A 20,459-nucleotide genomic window follows, 5' to 3' on the forward strand; every position below is an offset into this window, starting at 1 on the left:
AAAAGTATTTCATATGAAAAATATCATTTTTATTATCAGTTTAATAGCTTTTATTAGCTGTCAAGAAAAAACATCAACAAAAAAAATAGTAAAAAAGATGGAAGCTAAAGAGTTTGTTTGGGAAGGAGCAAATATCTATTTCTTGCTAACAGATCGTTTTAATAACGGAGACACCTCTAATGATATCAATTTTGATAGAACTAAAGAAGCAGGTAAATTACGTGGTTTTGAAGGTGGAGATATTAAAGGAATTACTCATAAAATAAAAGAAGGATATTTTACTAAATTAGGAATTAATGCCATTTGGATGACGCCAATTGTAGAGCAAATTCATGGTGAAACGGATGAAGGAACTGGCTTATCTTATGGGTATCATGGTTATTGGACAAAAGATTGGACAAATATTGACCCAAATTACGGTACTAAAGAAGACTTAAAAGAATTGGTTGCAATTGCACATAAAAATGGAATTAGAGTTCTGTTAGATGCTGTTATAAACCATACAGGCCCTGTTACAGAAAAAGACCCTGTTTGGCCTAGTGATTGGGTTAGAACTGGGCCTCAGTGTAAATATGATAATTATGAAAATACAATTAAATGTACACTTGTAAAAAACTTACCAGATATTAAAACAGAAAGCAATGAAAATGTAGCATTGCCACCTCAATTAATTAAAAAATGGAAAGCAGAAGGACGTTATGAGCAAGAAGTAAAAGAGTTAGATGCCTTTTTTGAAAGAACAGGACACCCTAGAGCGCCACGTTTTTACATTATGAAATGGTTGACTGATTATATTACAGAATTCGGAATTGATGGTTATAGAGTTGATACGGTGAAACATACAGAAGAATTTGTGTGGCAAGAATTTAAGCAAGAATGTGATTTTTCTTTTGCAGAATACAAAAAAAATAACGCTGATAAAGTGTTAGATAATAACAATTTTTACTTGGTTGGCGAAGTGTATAATTATGAGATTTCTCATGGAAAAGCATATGATTTTGGGAACAAGAAAGTTAATTATTTTGATAAAGCATTTAATAGTTTAATAAATTTTGAAATTAAATGGAATGCAAAACAAATGACTGAAAAAGAGGTGTTTTATAAATATGATACCATTCTTCAAAACGATTTAAAAGGATATGGAGTATTAAACTATATGACGTCTCATGATGATGGGCAGCCTTTTGATAAACAGAGAAAAATGCCTTATAAAACGGCAACGATGCTGTTATTAACTCCAGGAGCTTCACAAGTATATTATGGAGATGAATCTGCAAGAGATTTAACAATTAAAGGATCAGTTGGTGATGCAACTTTACGTTCTTTTATGAATTGGGATGATATTCAGAATAATACTAAAACAAAAAATATTCTAAATTATTGGCAAAAATTAGGGCAGTTTAGAGCAAATCATATGGCTGTTGGAGCTGGAAAACATCAATTAATTTCTGAAGAGAATGGATTGGTTTTCTCTAGAGTTAGAAATATTGATAAAGTAGTAATCGGTCTTAATTTGCCAAAAGGAAATAAAGAAATTAATGTTTCTTCAATCTTTAAGAATGGTGATAAAGTAAATGACTTTTACTCGAATCAAACGATAGAAGTTAAAAATGGTAAAGTAACTTTTATGTCAAAAGATACTGTTGTTTTGTTAGAAAAGAGATTACTGTAGATTTCAATCTTTTAGATGTAAATATTATGTCTGAAGCTGATGTTACTTTTGATTATGATAAAATTGAAAGTCAGACAAAAAATGCTTTAGACCTTATTAAGTCTCTGAAATAGTATTATTTTTAACAAAAAATATACAAAACCTTTCAATATTTTTTATTGAGGGGTTTCTTTTTTCTATGAAAAACAATAAGGCAATTTTTTATATGATTTTTAGCGTAATGGCATTTGCTATTATGAATGCATTCGTAAAATATTTAACAGCATTTAATGTGTATCAGATTGTTTTTTTTAGATCTGTTGGTACACTTGCTTTTACAATTCCATTAATTTTAAAATATAGAATACCCATTTTAGGAACACATAAAAAGTTGTTATTTATTAGGGGTTTAATTGGTGTTATTTCTTTAACCTGCTTTTTTGAGTCCTTAAATTATTTAGCAGTTGGTACCGCTGTTTCTTTAAGATACACATCACCAATATTTGCTGCTATTTTTTCTTTAATTTTCTTAAAAGAAAAGATTAAACCTATACAATGGCTGCTATTTGTTTTCGCTTTTATTGGGGTTTTAATTATAAAAGGATTTGGAATAGATGTAAATACAATAGGTCTTTTATTAGTAATTATATCTGCTCTTTTTTTAGGTTTAATATTTGTAGTTATTCGTAAGATTGGCAACAAAGAACATCCATTAGTTATTATTAATTATTTTATGGTGATGGCTTTTGTTTTTGGAGGATTTATGTCTATCAATTACTGGAAAAATCCTACTTTATTAGAATGGTTATTGTTATCAAGTTTGGGGGTATTTGGCTATATAGGTCAGTTATATATGACAAAAGCTTTTCAACTACATGAAACAAATGTTATTGCGCCACTTAAATACTTAGAAGTTGTTTTTATGATTATTATTGGCGCAACTTGGTTTGGTGAAATATATAATCTATGGACTTTGTTAGGAGTATTCCTTATTCTATTAGGGTTAATTTATAATATCTATTTAAAAAGAAAAAAGGGATAATAATAGTATTTTTAATGAAGTAAAAAAGACTTTTTTACTTCATTAAAAATTATTTTGCATGTTTATGTGCTTTATAAGAAGAGCGCACTAAAGGGCCACTTTCTACATACATAAAGCCCATTTCTAAGCCTATGGTTTCATATTTTTTAAACTGTTCTGGTGTTACAAATTCCTTCAAAGGTAAATGTTTCTTAGAGGGCTGTAAATATTGCCCAATTGTAATGATATCGCAATTTACTTCACGTAAATCTTTCATTGTTTGCAGTACTTCTTCTTCTGTCTCTCCCAAACCTAGCATCAAACCAGTTTTAGTTCTCATTCCGTTTTCTTTTAGGTATTTTAAAACGCCTAAACTTCTATCGTATTTTGCTTGAATTCTAACCTCTCGCGTTAATCTTCTTACAGTTTCCATATTATGAGAAACTACTTCTGGGTGCACTGCTATTACTCTATCTATTTGCTTGGTGTTTCCTTGAAAATCTGGAATTAAAGTCTCTAAAGTTGTGGTTGGGTTTGCTCTTCGAATTGCATCTACAGTTTCTGCCCAGATAATAGAACCACCATCTTTTAAATCATCTCTATCTACAGAAGTAATTACAGCATGCTTAATGCTCATCAGTTTTATAGAACGTGCTACTTTTTCTGGTTCATCCCATTCAACCGTTTCTGGTCTACCTGTTTTTACACCACAAAAACCACAAGAACGTGTACAAATGTTACCAAGAATCATAAATGTTGCAGTTCCTTCTCCCCAACATTCACCCATATTAGGACAACTACCACTTGCGCAAATAGTGTTTAATTTATATTTATCTACCAAACTTCTAAGTTCTGTATATTTTTTACCCACAGGTAATTTTACACGCAACCATTTTGGTTTTTTTGGTCTTTCAGGAAGTACTAAAGTTTCTATTGCCATTGTTCACTAAATTAAAGTGCAAAGATACAAAGGAAAGATTTAAATACTTGTTAAAAACCAAACACTAAAACCAAAAAGAAATAAAATACCAACGATACTTAAAGTTTTCAAGTAAATTCCTGGTTGATGCTCTTTAGGAGTATGTTTTCCGGTGATTAAACTATAATTTAGAATCGCGTAAAAAGGTGCTGTTAAAAAAGATAAAATTGTAGCAATTTTAATCATGATTCCCATATCATTCATAAAATATTGTAGAATAATAACTGTGCCAATAAATAAGAAAATAATCCAAAACCAATAATTAAATTTTGTTTTTTTATCAAATAATAGATTTGTAGTTTTTGTCATTGCTCTTGGAGAAGCATCAAGAGTTGTTATTGTAGTGCTAAACATCGTTGTAAAAGCTGCAACAGCTATAAAAATGTAAGAAAATTCCCCTAAATTTTTGGTGTATAAATTTACAAGTTGTGATGCAAAAACACCCCCTTTATTAGAGAATGTTTCTCCAGAGTTATACATTACAAATGCACCTAAAAGAACAAAACAAAGTCCCAAAAACAATGTACCTACATAGCCAATATTAAAATCGAAAAGAGCCTCTTTTGGTTTTATTTTCTGAAAAGTATTTTTGTTTTTTTCTACTGTCCAAATAGAATGCCAAATAGAAATATCTAAAGGAGCAGGCATCCACCCTAAAAAAGCAATTAAAAAAGTAAGTTCTACTGCACCAGATGGTAGTATTTGAGTAACATCAAAAGCTTCTTTTGTGCTAAATAAAGCTACAGAAACTGCAATTACTGTAGTAATTGTTAAGGTAATAATAATGTACTTCATTAAATTATCTAACAATTTATATTTTCCAATCAATAAAATAATAACGCTAATAATTAGTATAATTATAGACCAGATTACCAAGTCATCTGTAAAACCAAAAAGTTGCGAAGCCAAACCAGCAGTAACAATTGTAACTGCAGCTTGTATGGTAAACATTGTGGCAAAATTTAAAATATAATAGGTTATTAAAACACCTTTGCCTAGTTTTCTATAACCATCTAATAATGTTTCTCCTGTTGCAGCTGCATAACGTGGCCCAAATTGAAAAAATGGATACTTAAATAAATGTACTAATAATAACGCCCAAATTAATCCAAAACCAAACTCTGCTCCAGCTCTTGTAGATTGCACCAAGTGTGAAACACCAATGGCTGCTCCTGCAAATAATAATCCTGGACCTAAAGAATGAAGTAATGATCTTTTCATGAAGACTTTTTAATTATTTCTGCTAATAATTTTTTTGCCCGTAATAATTTTACTTTTACGTTACTCATAGGCTCATTTATTTGAGTAGAGATTTCTTTGTAACTCAATTCTTGAAAATAGCGTAACTGTATCACTTCTTGATATTTAGGTTTTAACTGCTTAATGTCTCGTAATAATTTAGCTAAGTTTTGTTCTGTAATAATTTTATCTTCAGGCGTGGGGCTTTCATCTATGACCAAATAAACTTTATCTTCTTGTTCTCTTGAAGTTTCAAAAGAAATAGAAGCATTTTTTTTTCGTAATAAATCGATATGAACATTTTTAGAAATTGCAATTAACCAAGTTTTGAAAACATACTTTTCATCAAAAGAATTAATTTTATCAAAAGCTTTAGAAAATGTTTGAATAGTAATATCTTCAGCATCGTTCTCGCTTTTTGTTTTTTTAAGTTGATAATTATAAACATCTCCCCAAAAAGTACTTAACAAAAAACGAAAAGCAGATTGATTTCCACTTTTTGCTTTACTAATATTTATTTCAAGTTTTTTATCGCTTATTTCCAATGATTAGGTTTTGAGTACAAATTAACTATAAATATAGTAAACTGAAACAATAATAACCCAATTTCTAAAAAAGGTAAATAATAAATAAGTTGAGGTTCTTTTAGTTTTCTAGTTGAAAAACCGATTACTAGAAATTGAACTAAAAAGTAAGCTAAAACTATGGGTAACATTATTTTCCAAGGATACAAGAAAAATAATATAGTTGATAAAAGGTAGAATAATACTTTAGAAATAAAAAATAATCCTAAAAAGAGTTGATGCTTAAATTTGTAATGATTGGCTGTAGAAATATGTCTTCTTTTTTGTCTAAACCACTCATTAAAAGATTTTGGAGCTTCTGAAACTGTAAAACTATTTTCTGAAGTACAAATTGTAGTGTTTTTATTATTTGCTGCATCTTGTATAAATAAATCATCATCACCAGATTTTATATGCATGTGATTTATAAAACCTTTTACATTAAAAAATTCTGATTTTTTATACGCTAAATTTCTACCAACTGCCATATAAGGAGACCCTATTTTAGCATAACTAAAATATTGAATTGCCGTTAACAAGGTTTCAAAACGTACAAATAAATTAACAAGCTTATTTTCTTTCTTGTATTTTCCATATCCAAGAATAATTGTTTTTTCTTGAGAGAATTTATTGTTGATTTCAGCAATCCAAGATTTAGAAACAGGTTTGCAATCTGCATCAGTAAAAAGAAGATGCTCGTTTTTAGCACCCTTTATTCCTAAGCTAAGTGCGTATTTTTTGTTTCCCCAGAAAGCTTCAATATTTTTTACATCAATAATTTTTATGTTCGAATTTTTCTTCTGAAAATTTTTCATAACTTCTAATGTATTATCAGAAGATGCGTCATTTATTAAAACTATTTCGAAATTGTAGTAGTCTTGTTTTAGTATTGAAGGAATAAATTTTTTCAGGTTTTGTGCTTCATTTTTTGCACAAACAATTACAGAAATAGGGTGTTGAACCTCTTCTGTCTTAGACTTTTTTTTATCAAAAAGAAAGGCAGAGAAAACAAGAGAATATAGTGTCTGAATTACCGTAAAAACTACAAAAGAGTAGAAGAGAACAGATAAAATCATTCAGTAAGAAAAATTATTTATGTTCAGGTTCTGCACAAGAATCAAACTGTTCTGGTGATTTTCCACAAAAACCACAAGACTCACCAGTTTCATTTAACATAGGATTTTGACTTGCACAAGTACCAGCAAATTTTCCATCTTTTTTTGCCCAAATTTTAATAGCAATTCCGGCTACACCAAGTGCTAATAAACCTATTGTAAGAAGTAATAATTTCATATTTAAAAATTAGAATACAAAGATACAAATTCCTATTGTTTTAAGAGAAATCTCCTTGAAATATTTGCATAGCAACTTTTTTTTTTTAGTGTAATATAAGTGAAGTCTTTAAAAGAAAAAGCACCTAATATATTTTGTAAACTAGTTAAATATTTTGTTCATCTGCTTTTTTTCGTATGTTTACTTTTTTAAAATAATACTTGAAAGAACAACATTTTATAGACGAATTAATTAAAGGGAAACAAGCTGCCTATAGTCAACTTTTAGAGGACTATCAGCAGAAAGTTTTTGGTACCTGTATTTCTTTTATTCCTAATAAGGAAGATGCAGAAGATGTAGCACAAGAAGTTTTCTTAGAAATTTTTAAATCTATAAAAAAGTTTAAAGGAGATTCAAAACTATCTACTTGGATTTATAAAATTGCGACTAATAAATGTTTAGAATTTATTAGAAAAAAGAACTCAAAAAAACGTTTTGCGTTTATGCAAACTATCTTTGGGAATGAAATTCCTATAGATAAAACAAGTTATTTTACAGAAGTAAATCATCCAGGAGTTTTATTAGAGAATAAAGAAAAATCTACAATAATTTTTAAAGCGATAAACACTTTATCAGAAAGTCAAAGAGTGGTTTTTACGTTAGCTAAAGTAGATGGAAAGAGCTACCAAGAAATAGTTGAAATTACTGGTAGAAGTTTATCATCTGTAGAGTCTTTGATGTTTAGAGCTAAGAAAAATTTGCAAGAGAAGTTAGAAGATTTTTATAAAAATGAAAATTAGACACAAGTTTTTAAAAGAATTTGCATCTATATAACTATAGATTGTTTTTAGAACAAAATAAAAATGAAGAACAAAGAATATATAAACCAACAAGTAGAAGGCACTTTTAAAGTGTTAGATACCATTGAAAAAGTTGATGTAAATCACTTTTTTAAGCACAAAGTATTACAGAAATTACAAGAAAAAGAAGCGTATAAAATTACATTTAGCTGGTTGTCTCCGCAATTACAATTAGCAACTTTAGGTATGGTAGTGTTTTTAAATGTAAGTGCGATATTATACGCATTTTCAATAAATACTACAGATACAAGTTTAGAAACTTTTGCTCAAGAATATAGTCTATACACAGAAACAAATTCTATTTTAAATTAAAAGGTATGAAATCAAAATTACTACCAATTTTACTTATTCTTTTAGTCGTATTAAATGGTGTTTTAATTTTTATGTTAATTAATAAACCACACGAAAAACAAAGACAACATCCAGAAAGAAATTTTTTAACAGCACAGTTGCAATTTTCTGATGCTCAAAAAGAACAGTTTTTAAAATTAGACATTAAGCATAGAGATGCTATGATAGCTATTGAAGAAAAAATAAAAGAGCAAAAAGATGTTTTATTTAGTTCTTTTTATAAAGAAAATTTTAATTCAGATTCTTTAACAAATAAGATTGGGTTTTTAGAAGGGACAAAAGAAGCAGAGTTATTTCGTTTTTTCTATAAAGTAAGAAAATTATGTACTTCAGATCAAGCCCAAAAGTTTGATGAAATTATTATAAATGCTTTAAGAGGAGGAGAAGGTAGACCGCCCAATGGAGGTAATATGCCACCTCCACCTAAAGAAGGGGTACATCATTCACCAAGATAGGTGTTCTCATTTTATAGCAGTACAAAAGCTCTTTTAATTCATTAAAAGAGCTTTTTTGTTTATTGAAAATAGTACTAAAAAGCAATAACTGAATTTTAAAAAAAAATAAAACGCAAGTTTTATTAAAAACGAGCATCTAAAGATTAAAGACTAATTAAAAAATAAAATCAATGAAAATTAATTTATTAAAAGCATCTTTTATAGGGATACTTATTTTATCAATTACCTATTCTTGTAGTTCCTCAGAAACAGAAATAGAAGAAGAGGTAACAACAACTTTACATGCTGCTTATGCATCGTTTAATGCGGAAGCAACTACTATTTATATAGATGGTTCTAATGTTGTCATAGAAACTACAGGTTTACCAGATCATGATACGTCTTATTGGGGTGTAGGAAATGATGGGTATATTGAAGAAGATATTGATGAAACACCAAGTATAATGAGTAGTAATAATAATGCAGTAACAATTACTGTAGATGCGACTCCTAATTTAACAGGAAATACTATTTCTACAGATTTTAATACTATTGGTATTGCCGTAAGTGGAGCATCTATTTTTAACGATCAAGAAGGAGGAGGAGCTTTAGATGCTGCTGCTGCAAGTTTAGATTGGACTGGAGCTCATATTGGACCAGGAGTATATCATTATCATTTAGAACCAAAAGCATTTACAGATGACGATGAAAACTTAGTTGGTGTTTTATTAGATGGTGTATTTTTATACGGAAGAAAATGTAATTCAACAGGCACTTATCCATCAGGTTTAGATGCTTCTGGTGGTCATACAACTACAACACAACATACTACGGAAGCAGAATATCATTACCATATAATTAATGAATTGTATTCTAATACAGGTTCTTATATTGCATTTGAAGGACCTTATCAAGGTTACTAAGAATGATAAAATTTAGATTTTTTTTAATACTTTTTCTTACAGCTAGTTTACTTAGCTGCAAGAAAAATGTTTTAAATACTAAAAAAATAATATCAAAAAATAGTACTGAAAATCAAATTGTAATTACTGATGTTGAAGTACTAAAAGAAGAAATAATTTTAAATCAGATTGAAGGAACTTGGTATTACAAAGAAGTACCTTTTTCGGGGTATGCTGTAAAATATTATCCAAATGATTCTTTAGCAGAAAAAACGGGTTTTTCAAAAGGCAAGAGAGAAGGAGTTTCTAAAAAATGGTCAGAGAAAGGTCAACTTCGTTTACAACTTAGTTTTAAGAATAATCGTTTTGAAGGCACTTATAAAACGTGGTGGGAAAATGGTGTTTTAGCAGAGGAATCTACCTATGTTAAAGGCGTTATGCAAGGCGTACAAAAAAAATGGTATCCAACAGGTGTATTCGCTAAACTTAGAAATATAGTTGATGGTAAAGAGAGTGGTAAACAACAAGCTTGGTTAGAAAACGGGAAATTGTATGTTAATTACGAAGCAAAAAATGGACGTATTTTTGGGTTGAAACGAGCAAATTCATGTTATAAATTAGAAGATGAAAAAGTTATTACAAAATAAATTTCTAGTATTAATTTTCGCTATTTTTCTTTTTTTAAATTGTTCTAAACAACTGAAAAAAGAAAATCTAAAAGTAGAAGAAACGAGTAGAGTATTGTATTTGCCTTATTTTAATGAAGAAACTTTTGAACCAAATTGGATAAAACCCAATAGTAAAGAAGAGAAAAGTTTTCATAGAATTCCAGATTTTAAACTAATAAATCAATTAGGAGATACAATTTCACAAAAAACATTTGAAAACAAAATATATGTAACCGATTTCTTTTTTGCAACATGCCCAGGTATTTGTCCTAAAATGACTGAGAACATGCTTAAAATTCAGGAAGAATTTAAAGAAGATTCAGAAATATTGCTATTATCTCATTCCGTAACTCCAACTAAAGATTCTGTTCCGGTTCTTAAAGAATATGCAGAAAGAAATAGTATAATTAATGGGAAATGGCATTTAGTTACAGGTGATAAAAAGGAAATTTATAACTTAGGAAGAAATCATTATTTTGTAGAAAATGAACTTAGCCTTACTCCAAAAGATATAAATGATTTTTTACACACAGAAAACTTTTTATTGATTGATAAAGAAAAGCATATAAGAGGTATTTATAATGGTTTAAATAGAGCTTCAATAGCTCAATTAATTGTTGATATTAAATCACTTCAAAAAGAAATATAAAAATATTTTATTCGGGGGAATAAAAAATAAGAGCTCTGTTAATTGGTTAACAGGGCTTTTTTGTTAAACTAAAGTTAAAGAGAAGTTATGTAAACAAGTTTTTTAAAAAGTACGCATCTAAACTTCTATAAACATTAAAAATAGAAATGATGAAAAAATCAACAAAAAAAGTAATAGGAGTTTTAGGTCTTAGTTTATTAATTTCTTCAACTGCTTTTGCCCAGGTAGGTGGTAAAGGAGAAAGACCTCAAGGTCCACCTTCAGTTAAACAAATTCTAAAAGATTTAGACGCTAATGAAGATGGGCAAATTTCTTTAAAAGAAGCTAAAGGTCCTTTAAAAAAAGATTTCAAAATAATAGATACCAATGAAGATGGTTTTATTTCAAAAAAAGAGCTTAAAAATGCACCAAAACCTGAAAGAAAAGAAAGACCAAGAAATTAATTTCCTGCTATTTTTTTAAATAAATAAAAAGTATTGCATTAATGAAACGTACAGATACAAAATCTAGATATTCATTATAGAGTATTTGAAGTTAATGATACTAGAATAAAGGAAAGCCTTTTAGAACATAGATTCGACAACGTAAATATGTAGTACTTCTTTAAATGACATTGAAACAAATCTGTCAGATTCTTTACTGATTTTATTTCAAAAACAACAAAAGAAAACTTTAATCTAGAACCTAGTTTATGGAGTGGTTTTAAGAGAATTACATTGGTAAATTTAAAGTCTAAAGAACGGGTAACTTTAGACTTCAATCTTTCCTGTAAAATAAAGAATTTTGGTAAAGTAGGGGTGTTGTATAGAATGGAAAAAGAGTTAAATATAGATTTTCCTGATGTAACAAATATTGTAGGTTTAAAATATACGTACAGATTTAAAAATTAAAATAATTATTATATAAAATTAAAACAGATGAAGAAAATTAAGAATAGTTTAAGTTTATTTTTTGTTGCATTAATCTTTAGCGCCTCAATAGTTGCTATTAATAGTTGTAGTAGTGATGCTGTTGCAGATATAGAAACAGAAGAGGAAGGTGATGGAGAAGTTGTTATTGAAGATACAGATTTAGTGGCAACCGATTGGACAACAGATACACATAGTAAAGATGCAACTCCAAATTTTGATGAAATATTTCCAAATAATGAAGTTAAGAGATTAGATGTTGTTATTTCTGAAGATAATTGGAGTGCTATGTTAAATGATATGACAACTACCTATGGCACATTTGGCTCTTCTTCATCTGGAGGACCTGGAGGTGGAGGAGGTGGTTTGGTTGATTCTGATGAAAACCCAATTTTTGTTCCGAGTGAAATATTTTATGAAGGTATAGAATGGTATAAAGTAGGAATCCGTTTTAAAGGGAATTCTAGTTTACAATCTAGTTGGGGTTCTGGAATTTTAAAATTATCATTTAAATTAGATTTTGATGAATTTGAAGATGAGTATCCTCAAATTAAAAATCAGCGTTTTTATGGATTTAAGAAGTTAAGTCTTAAAAATAATTATAATGATAAATCAATGTTGCGCGAAAAAGTAGCAACAGATGTGTTTAGAAATGCTGGTTTAGCAGCTTCCCATACAGCTTTTTATACTGTTTATGTAGATCATGGAAATGGACCAATTTACTTTGGATTATATACGTTAGTTGAAGAAGTTGATGATACAGTAATTGATACCCAATTTACAAGTGATGATGGTAATTTATACAAACCAGATGGGGATGCTGCATCTTTTGCAAACGGGACTTTTGATGAAGATGAATATGTAAAGAAAACAAATGAAGATGAAGCAGATTTTTCAGATGTTTCAAGTTTATTATCAATCTTGCACGATGGTTCTAGAACTTCAGATGCTGCAACTTGGAGAACAAATTTAGAAGCTGTTTTAGATACAGATATATTTTTAAAATATTTAGCAGTGAATACAGTAATTCAAAATTGGGATACTTATGGAAGAATGACACATAATTATTTTCTATATAATAATCCAGATACAAGTAAATTAACATGGATTCCTTGGGATAATAATGAAGCACTTGAAACTGGTAAAATGGGAGGGTCTTATCGTTTAGATTTTTCAGGATTAAATGCTTCTAGCTGGCCGTTAATTGGTTATTTATATAATGATGATGTGTATAAAGCAAAATATGATACATACGTTCAAGAAGTAATTGATGGTGCCTTTAATGAAACTACAATACAAGATTTATATACAACGTATGCTACTTTGGTAGAAGAATCTGCTACTTCTGAAATATCTGGATATACTTTTTTAAATAGTGGTTCAGATTTTCAATCAGCAGTTAGTGAATTAAAATCGCACGTTATTTCAAGAAATACTGCAGCAAAAAATTATTTAGATTAAAAAAGTTTTGGGTATGGTTAAGTTAAAGCTTCGTAAGAAATTACGAGGCTTTTTTTAATATTTAAAAATGAAGTTTAAACACGCTATTTGAATTTTTTTATTCAATAATATTTACCTCAATCTCTAATGGGATTCCAAATATTTTAAATACTTTTTTTTGAATATCCTGTGCAAGTTTGTAAATCTCTTGTCCAGTTGCATCTCCATAATTAACTAAAACTAACGCTTGTTTTGCATGCACACCAGCATCACCAAAACGTTTTCCTTTATACCCAGCTTGTTCTACTAACCAGCCAGCAGGAACTTTTACTTCAGTTTCAGAAATTGTGTAACTAGGAACTGTTGGAAATTCTTTTTGTAATTGTTCAAATTGCGTTTTAGTAATTACAGGGTTTTTAAAGAAACTACCACTATTTCCAATCTCTTTAGGGTCTGGTAATTTTGATTTTCTAATTGCAATTACAGCATCAGAAATGTTTTTTATTGTTGGTTCTAATATGTTTTTAGAAGTTAATTCAGCATCAATTGCACCATAAGAAGTATTTAAATGGTGTTTATTTTTTGTTAGCTTAAAACTTACAGAAGTAAGTATAACTTTACCTTTTTGCTCGTTTTTGAAAATTGAATTTCTGTATCCAAATTTACATGCTGAATTAGAAAATTGAACGCTCTTTTCTGCATCAATCGTTAGCCCTTCAACTTTTGTAATAACATCTTTTACTTCAACGCCATAAGCACCAATATTTTGAATAGGACACGTACCAACATTACCAGGAATTAGAGATAAATTTTCAATTCCACCATAATTTTGAGAAATACACCAAAGAACAAATTCATGCCAGTTTTCGCCAGCATTTACTGTTAAATAAGCAAAATTATCATCTTCTTTATCAATAGAAATTCCTTTAATATTTAGAAAAACAACCAGTTTTTCAATATCTGTAGTAAGGAGCATATTACTACCTCCAGAAAGTAAAAATAATTCTTTTTCTGTTTTTAGTAATTGTTGTAATTCATAAAAAGAAGTAACAGCAATAAAACGTTTGGCGTTTACAGAAACCCCAAACGTATTATAGCTTTTAAGTGATATGTTTTGTAAAAGATTCAATTACTTATTGTATTGTTCTAGCGCTTTACCTAATATTTCTACAGACCTAATTAAGTCTTTTTTATTTAAAACGTATGCAATTCTTACTTGGTTTTTTCCCTCACCTTCTGTAGAGTAGAATCCACTAGCAGGAGCTACCATAATAGTTTCATTGTTATCATTAAATTCTTCTAAAAGCCATTGTGCAAAATCATCAGAATCTTTTACTGGTAATTCTGCTACACAATAAAAGGCTCCTTTAGGATTTGCAACTTTAACACCATCAATTTTCTTTAATTCAGAAATTAATGTATTTCTTCTTTCTACATATTCTTCAATAACTTCATCAAAATAACTTTGTGGCGTTTCTAAAGCTGCTTCACTTGCAATTAGAGCATATGTTGGCGGACTTAATCTTGCTTGAGCAAATTTAATTGCAGTAGCAATAAATTCATCATTTTTAGAAACAATACAACCAATTCTAGCACCACACATACTATAGCGTTTAGAAACAGAGTCTATAACTATAGAGTTTTGTTCTAAACCATCTAAAGACATTACTGATGTATGTTTTAAACCATCATAAGTAAATTCTCTATAAACTTCATCAGCAATTAAAAATAAATCGTGTTTTAATACAATTTTTTTTAATTTTTGTATTTCTTCTCTAGAATATAAATATCCAGTAGGATTACCAGGATTACAAATTAAAATTGCTTTTGTTTTTTTTGTGATTAACTTCTCAAAATCTTCAATTTTAGGAAGTGCAAAATTATCTTCAATTTTAGAAATTACAGGTACAACTTTAACACCAGAAGCTGTTGAGAAACCATTGTAATTAGCGTAAAATGGTTCTGGAATAATAATTTCATCACCAGGATCTGTAATACTACCTATTGTAAAAAGTAAGGCTTCAGAGCCACCAGTTGTTGCAATTATATTATTAGCAGAAACGTTTATGTCATTTTTAACATAGTATTTTGCAAGCTTTGTTCTGTATTCTTCAGAACCTTCAGAACGTGCATACGCTAATGTTTTTATTGTATTATTTTTTACTGCATCTAAAGCTATCTGAGGGGTTTTAATATCAGGTTGACCAATATTTAAATGAAAAACTTTGGTTCCTCTTTTTTTTGCGTCTTCTGCAAATGGCACCAATTTTCTTATTGGTGATTGTGGCATTTTAATACCTTTTTTTGATATTGATGGCATTTTTTAATATTTTAAAATTAGCTATGCAAATTTGCAAAATATATTTTATATGTAATGTTTTATTGCATAAAGTTTAAAGGTTAATTTTTTCCTAAAAATTTATCTAACTAAAACTTAATTTGTATCTTGATTATAAAATTATATTTATTGAAAAAAAGAGTTATACTTCTCGTCTTTATTTTTATGAGTATTTCTATAAAAATAAATTCACAAACAGGTTTTCAGTTTAATGGCCCTAATAAGAATAGAGAGCAGATTAAGTTTAAATTAATTAATAATTTAATTGTTTTTCCTTTAGAAATTAATGGCAAAAAACTTTCATTTATTTTAGATACGGGTGTTAATAAAACAATCCTTTTTAATTTATCACAAAATGATAGTATAGGTCTTAATGATATAAAAAAAATAACACTACAAGGCTTAGGTGCAGGAGAATCTGTAAAAGCATTTATGTCAGAAAACAATACACTTAAAATAAAAAATACTACTAGTACTAATGAAACTATTTATGTTATTTTAAAAGATTATTTTGATTTGTCTAGTAAAATGGGCACCACAATTCATGGAATTATTGGATATAACATCTTTAAGGATTTTATTGTAAAAATAAATTATAAGTCAAAAAAAATAGATCTATATAATCCGAAAACATATACGTATAAAAAATGCAGAAAATGTGAAGAATTTACAGTAAGTTTTTATAGAAAGAAACCTTATATAAATGCTGAAATTCAATTAGATACAATTGGTTCTTCTACAACAAAAGTAAAAATGTTGGTGGATTCTGGAGGAAGTGATGCTATTTGGCTATTTGAAGATTCTAAGGAAGAAATTAAGACTCCAAAAAGGTTTTTTAATGATATTTTGGGTGAAGGCTTAAGTGGAATTATCTTTGGAAATAGGAGTAGAATACCTAAGATTTCATTAGGTAGATTTGAAATTAAAAATCCAACAGCTTCCTTTTTAGATACTGTATCAACTCATAGAGCAAGAACATTTAAAAAGAGGAATGGAAGTATAGGAGGAGGTCTTTTAAAACGTTTTAAAGTTTGGGTTGATTATCCAAATAAGAAAATTACATTAAAAAAGAATGGTTCTTTTAAAAATGGTTTTAACTATAATATGAGTGGGTTAGATGTTGTTTATAATGGAAAGCAATTAGTGAAAGAAAAAATAGAAAAAGAGGTAAAAAGTAATTACAGTCAAAAATTAGACAATAATAATTCTGTGTTTTTTATTACGAGTTACTCATTTAAATTTCAGCATTCTTACAAAATTAATAAGGTTGTTAAAAACTCTTCTGCAGATAAAGCAGGGTTGTTAAAAAATGATATACTATTAAAAATTAATGGTAAACCGGCACATAATTTTACACTAAGTGAAATCTTTTCTAAATTTCAAGAAAGAGATAAAAAGAAAATAAAAATGCAAATTGAAAGAAATGGCGTTAAAATGAAATTTGAATTCCGTTTAGAGAAAAAAGCATAGTTAACTATCAGAAAGGATGCTTTTTTCTTTTTCTAAAGAAACTCCTTTTTCAACTAAACCTTTAATTTTAATAACTTTTCTAGTCTTTTTTGCGTTTGAGTATATCGTAATAGATTTAGAAAAACCACCAAGTCTTTTAGTATCATAAGAAACTTTAATTTCACCTTTATCACCAGGCATTATTGGGTGTTCTGGTTTTTTAGGAACAGTGCAGCCACAAGTAGATTGTATTTTATTTATAGTTAATGGTTTGTCTCCTACATTGGTAAAAACAAAAGTTCTTACTCCGTTAGAGCTTTTAGCAATTTTTCCATAGTCAATAGTTTCTTTTTCAAACTTAAATTCTTGTGCATTTAAAGTAAAACTTCCAAATGCTAATAAACATACTATAAATAATTTTTTCATTTTCTTTTTATTATTGAATATACTTTTTATTTTACTTCTTTTTATTGATTTTTTCGTGTTAGAAAAACCTCCATTTTTAGAAATTTCAGAAGAAACAGTACTGCTAGCTTCTTCGTTTGGCATAATTGTGTGTTCTAGTTTTTAATTAAAATTCTTGTGCAGATGTTTCAATTGAAAATAAAATAAATAATGTAAAAACGAATACGTTTTTCAAAAAATCAAATTTACGGTTATTTTTTATGATTAAAAAATCAACAGTTTTTTTCTGTTCATCACAGATAATTGTATTTTTGCAAACTATATTTCAAAAACTATTCCAAAGTATGACAATTCCATCTAAATATGATGCAAGTAAAGTAGAAAGTAAGTGGTATGACTACTGGATGAAACATAATTATTTTCATTCTGAAGTAGATGAAAGAGAGCCTTATACTATTGTCATTCCGCCGCCAAATGTAACTGGAGTATTACATATGGGGCATATGTTAAATAATACAATTCAAGATGTATTAATTCGTAGAGCGCGTTTACAAGGTAAAAATGCTTGTTGGGTTCCTGGTACGGATCACGCTTCAATTGCTACTGAAGCTAAAGTTGTTGCAAAATTAAAAGAACAAGGAATTAATAAAAGCGATTTAACTCGTGAAGCCTTTTTACAACATGCTTTTGAATGGAAAGATGAATATGGAGGTATTATTTTAGAACAATTAAAGAAGTTAGGTGCTTCTTGTGATTGGGAAAGAACTGCTTTTACAATGGATCCAGAAATGTCTGAATCTGTAATTAAGGTCTTTGTTGATTTATACAACAAAGGTTTAATTTATAGAGGTTACAGAATGGTAAACTGGGATCCCGAAGCAAAAACTACACTTTCTGATGAAGAAGTAATTCATGAAGAAAGACAAGGAAATTTATATTATTTAGAATATAAAATTGAAGGTTCTGAAGATACTTTAACAATTGCTACAACAAGACCAGAAACAATTTTTGGAGATACCGCAATTTGTATCAACCCAAATGATGAACGTTTTTCACATTTAAAAGGGAAAAAAGCAATTGTGCCACTTTGTAATAGAGTGATTCCTATTATAGAAGATGAATATGTAGATATAGAATTTGGAACAGGTTGTTTAAAAGTGACACCTGCACATGATGAAAATGATAAAGCTTTAGGAGATAAACATAAATTAGAAGTAATTGATATTTTTAATGATGATGCTTCTTTAAATTCTTTCGGATTACATTATCAAGGAAAAGATCGTTTTGTTGTTCGTAAAGAAATTACAAAAGAATTAGAAGAAAAAGGCTTTTTGGTAAAGACGGAAGTTCATATGAACAAAGTTGGAACCTCAGAAAGAACAAAAGCAGTTATTGAGCCAAGATTATCAGATCAATGGTTTTTAAAAATGAAAGATTTAGCTAAACCTGCTATTGATGCTGTTTTAGGTGAAGATGCAGAAATTAACTTATATCCAAAGAAATTCGAAAACACGTACCGTCATTGGATGGAAAATGTGCGTGACTGGAATATTTCTCGTCAATTGTGGTGGGGACAACAAATTCCTGCTTATTTCTACGGAGATGGAAAAGAAGATTTTGTTGTTGCAGAAAATATTGAAGATGCTTTAGTTTTAGCAAAAGAAAAGACCCAAAACCCATCTTTATTAACAACAGACTTACGTCAAGATGAAGATGCTTTAGATACTTGGTTTTCTTCTTGGTTATGGCCAATGAGTGTTTTTGACGGAATTAGAAATCCTGAGAATGAAGAAATTAAATATTATTATCCAACAAATGATTTAGTTACAGGTCCGGATATTTTATTCTTCTGGGTAGCTAGAATGATTGTGGCAGGATATGAATATAAGGACGAAAAACCTTTTCAGAATGTTTATTTAACAGGTTTAGTTAGAGATAAACAAAGAAGAAAAATGTCTAAATCTTTAGGGAACTCGCCAGATGCGCTTAAATTAATTGAAGAATATGGAGCAGATGGAGTTAGAGTAGGGTTATTATTGAGCTCTGCTGCTGGAAACGATTTAATGTTCGAAGAAGAATTATGCCAGCAAGGAAAAGGATTTGCAAATAAAATTTGGAATACTTTCCGTTTGATAACAGGTTGGGAGGTAAGTGAAACTTTAGAACAACCAGAAACTTCAAAAATTGGTTTAGAATGGTACGAAGCTAAATTTAATAAAGCACTTGCAGAAATAGATGATCATTTTTCTAAATATCGTTTATCAGATGCTCTAATGACGATTTATAAATTAATAAATGATGATTTTTCTTCTTGGTTATTAGAAATAGTAAAGCCAGGGTATCAAGAACCAATAGATGCTAAAACATACAAATCAATAATTGAGGTTTTAGAAAATAATTTAAAGATTTTACATCCATTTATGCCATTTTTAACAGAAGAAATTTGGCAATTTATTTCTGAAAGAACTCCAGAAGAAGCATTGGTAATTGCAAAATTTCCAACACAAAAAACAATAAATGAATCTTTAATTAATGAGTTTGAAACTGCCACAGGAATTGTATCAGGAATTAGAACGATAAGAAAAGATAAAAATATTTCGTTTAAAGAAACTGTTGAACTATTTGTTGTAAATAATGATAAGTATACCAAAGATTTCGATAAAGTTATTCAGAAATTAACAAATGCATCCGCAATTAATTATGTTTCAGAAAAAGTTGAAGGAGCTTCATTTAGAGTAAAATCTAATGAATATTTTGTACCTATTTCTATCGAAAATATAGATGTAGAAGCAGAAGTTAAGAAGTTAGAAGGCGAATTAAAAAGAGCAGAAGGTTTCTTATTCGGAATTACAAAGAAGTTATCTAACGAGCGTTTTGTCTCTAATGCCCCAGAAAAAGTATTAGAATTAGAACGTAAAAAACAAGCAGATACGTTCGCTAAAATAGAAACGATAAAAAGTAGTTTAGCTAGTTTACAATAACGAATACAAAATAAATAGAATTTAACCTCGCTTTATAGCGAGGTTTTTTTTTTTAGGTTTTCTTATAATTTGAAAGAATCAAATAAATACCGATATTTGCCATCAAACTAACAAATAAGGAAGAATTATGGGAATGAACAAGAATACAGTTTTGGGCTGGGCAACTTTTATTATGATACTTGTAGGATTAAGTTTAATTGCTCTAGGAGCTTTTAGATATAGAGATGTTTCAGGTTGGGGATTTGCTGCTGTTGGTGTTGGTTTTTTTGCTGTAGCCTGGGTTTTTAATGCATTAAAAGGAAGAGTATAAAAAAGGCTATAGTTTTCAATAGTAGTTTTTACATAAAAT

Annotated in this window: 22 protein-coding genes; 14 read left to right on the forward strand and 8 right to left on the reverse strand. The window is 28.8% G+C overall.

Annotated elements, in window-relative coordinates; all coding sequences use genetic code 11:
- Nucleotides 1–13: 13 nt before the first annotated feature.
- Complete coding sequence (locus BTO04_RS00790) at nucleotides 14–1,672, forward strand: alpha-amylase family glycosyl hydrolase (protein ID WP_087562678.1); 1,659 nt, start codon at nucleotides 14–16, stop codon at nucleotides 1,670–1,672.
- Nucleotides 1,673–1,850: 178 nt separating this feature from the next.
- Complete coding sequence (locus BTO04_RS00795; protein ID WP_302849203.1) at nucleotides 1,851–2,693, forward strand: DMT family transporter; 843 nt, start codon at nucleotides 1,851–1,853, stop codon at nucleotides 2,691–2,693.
- Nucleotides 2,694–2,742: 49 nt separating this feature from the next.
- On the opposite strand, the gene lipA is transcribed toward BTO04_RS00795, so the two are convergent.
- From lipA to BTO04_RS00820, 5 genes are read right to left on the reverse strand one after another with little or no spacing between them, the layout of a single operon-like run.
- On the reverse strand, nucleotides 2,743–3,612 hold the full coding sequence (gene lipA, locus BTO04_RS00800) for a lipoyl synthase (protein ID WP_087562679.1): 870 nt from the start codon (nucleotides 3,610–3,612) through the stop codon (nucleotides 2,743–2,745).
- A 39-nt stretch (nucleotides 3,613–3,651) separates the two neighbouring features.
- Nucleotides 3,652–4,872: an Nramp family divalent metal transporter gene (locus BTO04_RS00805; protein ID WP_087562680.1), complete on the reverse strand. Its 1,221-nt coding sequence runs from the start codon at nucleotides 4,870–4,872 to the stop codon at nucleotides 3,652–3,654.
- Nucleotides 4,869–5,435: an RNA polymerase sigma factor gene (locus BTO04_RS00810; protein ID WP_087562681.1), complete on the reverse strand. Its 567-nt coding sequence runs from the start codon at nucleotides 5,433–5,435 to the stop codon at nucleotides 4,869–4,871. Before BTO04_RS00810 ends, BTO04_RS00805 begins: the two co-directional genes overlap by 4 nt.
- On the reverse strand, nucleotides 5,426–6,529 hold the full coding sequence (locus BTO04_RS00815) for a glycosyltransferase (protein ID WP_198342089.1): 1,104 nt from the start codon (nucleotides 6,527–6,529) through the stop codon (nucleotides 5,426–5,428). Before BTO04_RS00815 ends, BTO04_RS00810 begins: the two co-directional genes overlap by 10 nt.
- A 13-nt stretch (nucleotides 6,530–6,542) precedes the next feature.
- Entirely contained in the window at nucleotides 6,543–6,746 is a 204-nt protein-coding gene (locus tag BTO04_RS00820; protein ID WP_087562682.1) for a membrane or secreted protein, read from the reverse strand.
- 200 nt (nucleotides 6,747–6,946) lie between these two features.
- Here BTO04_RS00820 and BTO04_RS00825 point away from each other — a divergent pair, with 200 nt between their 5' ends.
- The 9 genes from BTO04_RS00825 (at nucleotide 6,947) to BTO04_RS00860 (ending at nucleotide 12,958) form a co-directional block, all read left to right on the forward strand.
- Nucleotides 6,947–7,525: an RNA polymerase sigma factor gene (locus tag BTO04_RS00825; RefSeq protein WP_087562683.1), complete on the forward strand. Its 579-nt coding sequence runs from the start codon at nucleotides 6,947–6,949 to the stop codon at nucleotides 7,523–7,525.
- A 63-nt stretch (nucleotides 7,526–7,588) separates the two neighbouring features.
- Nucleotides 7,589–7,897, forward strand: coding sequence for a hypothetical protein (locus BTO04_RS00830; protein ID WP_087562684.1), 309 nt, complete (start codon nucleotides 7,589–7,591; stop codon nucleotides 7,895–7,897).
- A gap of 5 nt (nucleotides 7,898–7,902) precedes the next feature.
- Nucleotides 7,903–8,391 (forward strand): hypothetical protein, encoded by a 489-nt coding sequence (locus tag BTO04_RS00835; RefSeq protein ID WP_087562685.1) that lies wholly within the window; start codon nucleotides 7,903–7,905, stop codon nucleotides 8,389–8,391.
- 170 nt (nucleotides 8,392–8,561) lie between these two features.
- Nucleotides 8,562–9,293: a YHYH protein gene (locus tag BTO04_RS00840; protein ID WP_087562686.1), complete on the forward strand. Its 732-nt coding sequence runs from the start codon at nucleotides 8,562–8,564 to the stop codon at nucleotides 9,291–9,293.
- A gap of 2 nt (nucleotides 9,294–9,295) precedes the next feature.
- Nucleotides 9,296–9,919 (forward strand): toxin-antitoxin system YwqK family antitoxin, encoded by a 624-nt coding sequence (locus BTO04_RS00845; RefSeq protein ID WP_087562687.1) that lies wholly within the window; start codon nucleotides 9,296–9,298, stop codon nucleotides 9,917–9,919.
- Nucleotides 9,897–10,589 (forward strand): SCO family protein, encoded by a 693-nt coding sequence (locus BTO04_RS00850; protein ID WP_087562688.1) that lies wholly within the window; start codon nucleotides 9,897–9,899, stop codon nucleotides 10,587–10,589. The genes BTO04_RS00845 and BTO04_RS00850 overlap by 23 nt, the downstream gene beginning before the upstream one ends.
- A 149-nt stretch (nucleotides 10,590–10,738) precedes the next feature.
- A complete protein-coding gene (locus tag BTO04_RS00855; protein WP_087562689.1) occupies nucleotides 10,739–11,032 on the forward strand; it encodes a hypothetical protein in 294 nt (97 codons plus the stop codon).
- Between the two features lie 273 nt (nucleotides 11,033–11,305).
- The gene (locus tag BTO04_RS15130) at nucleotides 11,306–11,479 is read left to right on the forward strand and encodes a hypothetical protein (protein ID WP_157662399.1); all 174 of its coding nucleotides are present in this window, start codon (nucleotides 11,306–11,308) and stop codon (nucleotides 11,477–11,479) included.
- A gap of 27 nt (nucleotides 11,480–11,506) precedes the next feature.
- Complete coding sequence (locus BTO04_RS00860; protein WP_087562690.1) at nucleotides 11,507–12,958, forward strand: CotH kinase family protein; 1,452 nt, start codon at nucleotides 11,507–11,509, stop codon at nucleotides 12,956–12,958.
- Between the two features lie 97 nt (nucleotides 12,959–13,055).
- Here BTO04_RS00860 and murB read toward each other — a convergent pair whose 3' ends face one another.
- Together murB and BTO04_RS00870 are read right to left on the reverse strand one after the other, a co-directional pair.
- Entirely contained in the window at nucleotides 13,056–14,066 is a 1,011-nt protein-coding gene (gene murB / locus BTO04_RS00865) for a UDP-N-acetylmuramate dehydrogenase (protein WP_087562691.1), read from the reverse strand.
- Nucleotides 14,067–15,257 carry a pyridoxal phosphate-dependent aminotransferase gene (locus tag BTO04_RS00870; protein ID WP_087562692.1) on the reverse strand — a complete coding sequence of 397 codons (1,191 nt, stop codon included), beginning with the start codon at nucleotides 15,255–15,257 and terminating at the stop codon, nucleotides 14,067–14,069.
- A 147-nt stretch (nucleotides 15,258–15,404) separates the two neighbouring features.
- On the opposite strand from BTO04_RS00870, the gene BTO04_RS00875 reads away from it, so the two are divergent.
- Nucleotides 15,405–16,745 carry an aspartyl protease family protein gene (locus tag BTO04_RS00875; protein ID WP_232455923.1) on the forward strand — a complete coding sequence of 447 codons (1,341 nt, stop codon included), beginning with the start codon at nucleotides 15,405–15,407 and terminating at the stop codon, nucleotides 16,743–16,745.
- On the opposite strand, the gene BTO04_RS00880 is transcribed toward BTO04_RS00875, so the two are convergent.
- Complete coding sequence (locus BTO04_RS00880) at nucleotides 16,746–17,150, reverse strand: DUF1573 domain-containing protein (protein ID WP_087565292.1); 405 nt, start codon at nucleotides 17,148–17,150, stop codon at nucleotides 16,746–16,748.
- A 323-nt stretch (nucleotides 17,151–17,473) separates the two neighbouring features.
- Here BTO04_RS00880 and BTO04_RS00885 point away from each other — a divergent pair, with 323 nt between their 5' ends.
- Entirely contained in the window at nucleotides 17,474–20,110 is a 2,637-nt protein-coding gene (locus BTO04_RS00885; RefSeq protein WP_087562694.1) for a valine--tRNA ligase, read from the forward strand.
- A 127-nt stretch (nucleotides 20,111–20,237) separates the two neighbouring features.
- Entirely contained in the window at nucleotides 20,238–20,420 is a 183-nt protein-coding gene (locus tag BTO04_RS00890) for a CAL67264 family membrane protein (protein WP_087562695.1), read from the forward strand.
- The last annotated feature ends 39 nt before the right edge of the window (nucleotides 20,421–20,459 follow it).

The sequence above is a fragment of the Polaribacter sp. SA4-10 genome (genome assembly GCF_002163835.1).
Taxonomy (GTDB): Bacteria; Bacteroidota; Bacteroidia; order Flavobacteriales; family Flavobacteriaceae; genus Polaribacter.

Bases quoted from the DNA above. Each gene is read 5' to 3' on its own strand.
- BTO04_RS00835 (WP_087562685.1), top strand. From the start codon at position 7,903: ATGAAATCAAAATTACTACCAATTTTACTTATTCTTTTAGTCGTATTA.
- BTO04_RS00850 (WP_087562688.1), top strand. From the start codon at position 9,897: ATGAAAAAGTTATTACAAAATAAATTTCTAGTATTAATTTTCGCTATT.
- BTO04_RS00860 (WP_087562690.1), top strand. From the start codon at position 11,507: ATGAAGAAAATTAAGAATAGTTTAAGTTTATTTTTTGTTGCATTAATC.
- BTO04_RS00830 (WP_087562684.1), top strand. From the start codon at position 7,589: ATGAAGAACAAAGAATATATAAACCAACAAGTAGAAGGCACTTTTAAA.
- BTO04_RS00805 (WP_087562680.1), bottom strand. From the start codon at position 4,872: ATGAAAAGATCATTACTTCATTCTTTAGGTCCAGGATTATTATTTGCA.
- BTO04_RS00890 (WP_087562695.1), top strand. From the start codon at position 20,238: ATGGGAATGAACAAGAATACAGTTTTGGGCTGGGCAACTTTTATTATG.
- BTO04_RS00855 (WP_087562689.1), top strand. From the start codon at position 10,739: ATGAAAAAATCAACAAAAAAAGTAATAGGAGTTTTAGGTCTTAGTTTA.
- BTO04_RS00820 (WP_087562682.1), bottom strand. From the start codon at position 6,746: ATGAAATTATTACTTCTTACAATAGGTTTATTAGCACTTGGTGTAGCC.
- BTO04_RS00790 (WP_087562678.1), top strand. From the start codon at position 14: ATGAAAAATATCATTTTTATTATCAGTTTAATAGCTTTTATTAGCTGT.
- lipA (WP_087562679.1), bottom strand. From the start codon at position 3,612: ATGGCAATAGAAACTTTAGTACTTCCTGAAAGACCAAAAAAACCAAAA.
- BTO04_RS00815 (WP_198342089.1), bottom strand. From the start codon at position 6,529: ATGATTTTATCTGTTCTCTTCTACTCTTTTGTAGTTTTTACGGTAATT.
- BTO04_RS00885 (WP_087562694.1), top strand. From the start codon at position 17,474: ATGACAATTCCATCTAAATATGATGCAAGTAAAGTAGAAAGTAAGTGG.
- BTO04_RS00840 (WP_087562686.1), top strand. From the start codon at position 8,562: ATGAAAATTAATTTATTAAAAGCATCTTTTATAGGGATACTTATTTTA.
- BTO04_RS00870 (WP_087562692.1), bottom strand. From the start codon at position 15,257: ATGCCATCAATATCAAAAAAAGGTATTAAAATGCCACAATCACCAATA.
- BTO04_RS00880 (WP_087565292.1), bottom strand. From the start codon at position 17,150: ATGAAAAAATTATTTATAGTATGTTTATTAGCATTTGGAAGTTTTACT.
- BTO04_RS00845 (WP_087562687.1), top strand. From the start codon at position 9,296: ATGATAAAATTTAGATTTTTTTTAATACTTTTTCTTACAGCTAGTTTA.
- BTO04_RS00795 (WP_302849203.1), top strand. From the start codon at position 1,851: ATGAAAAACAATAAGGCAATTTTTTATATGATTTTTAGCGTAATGGCA.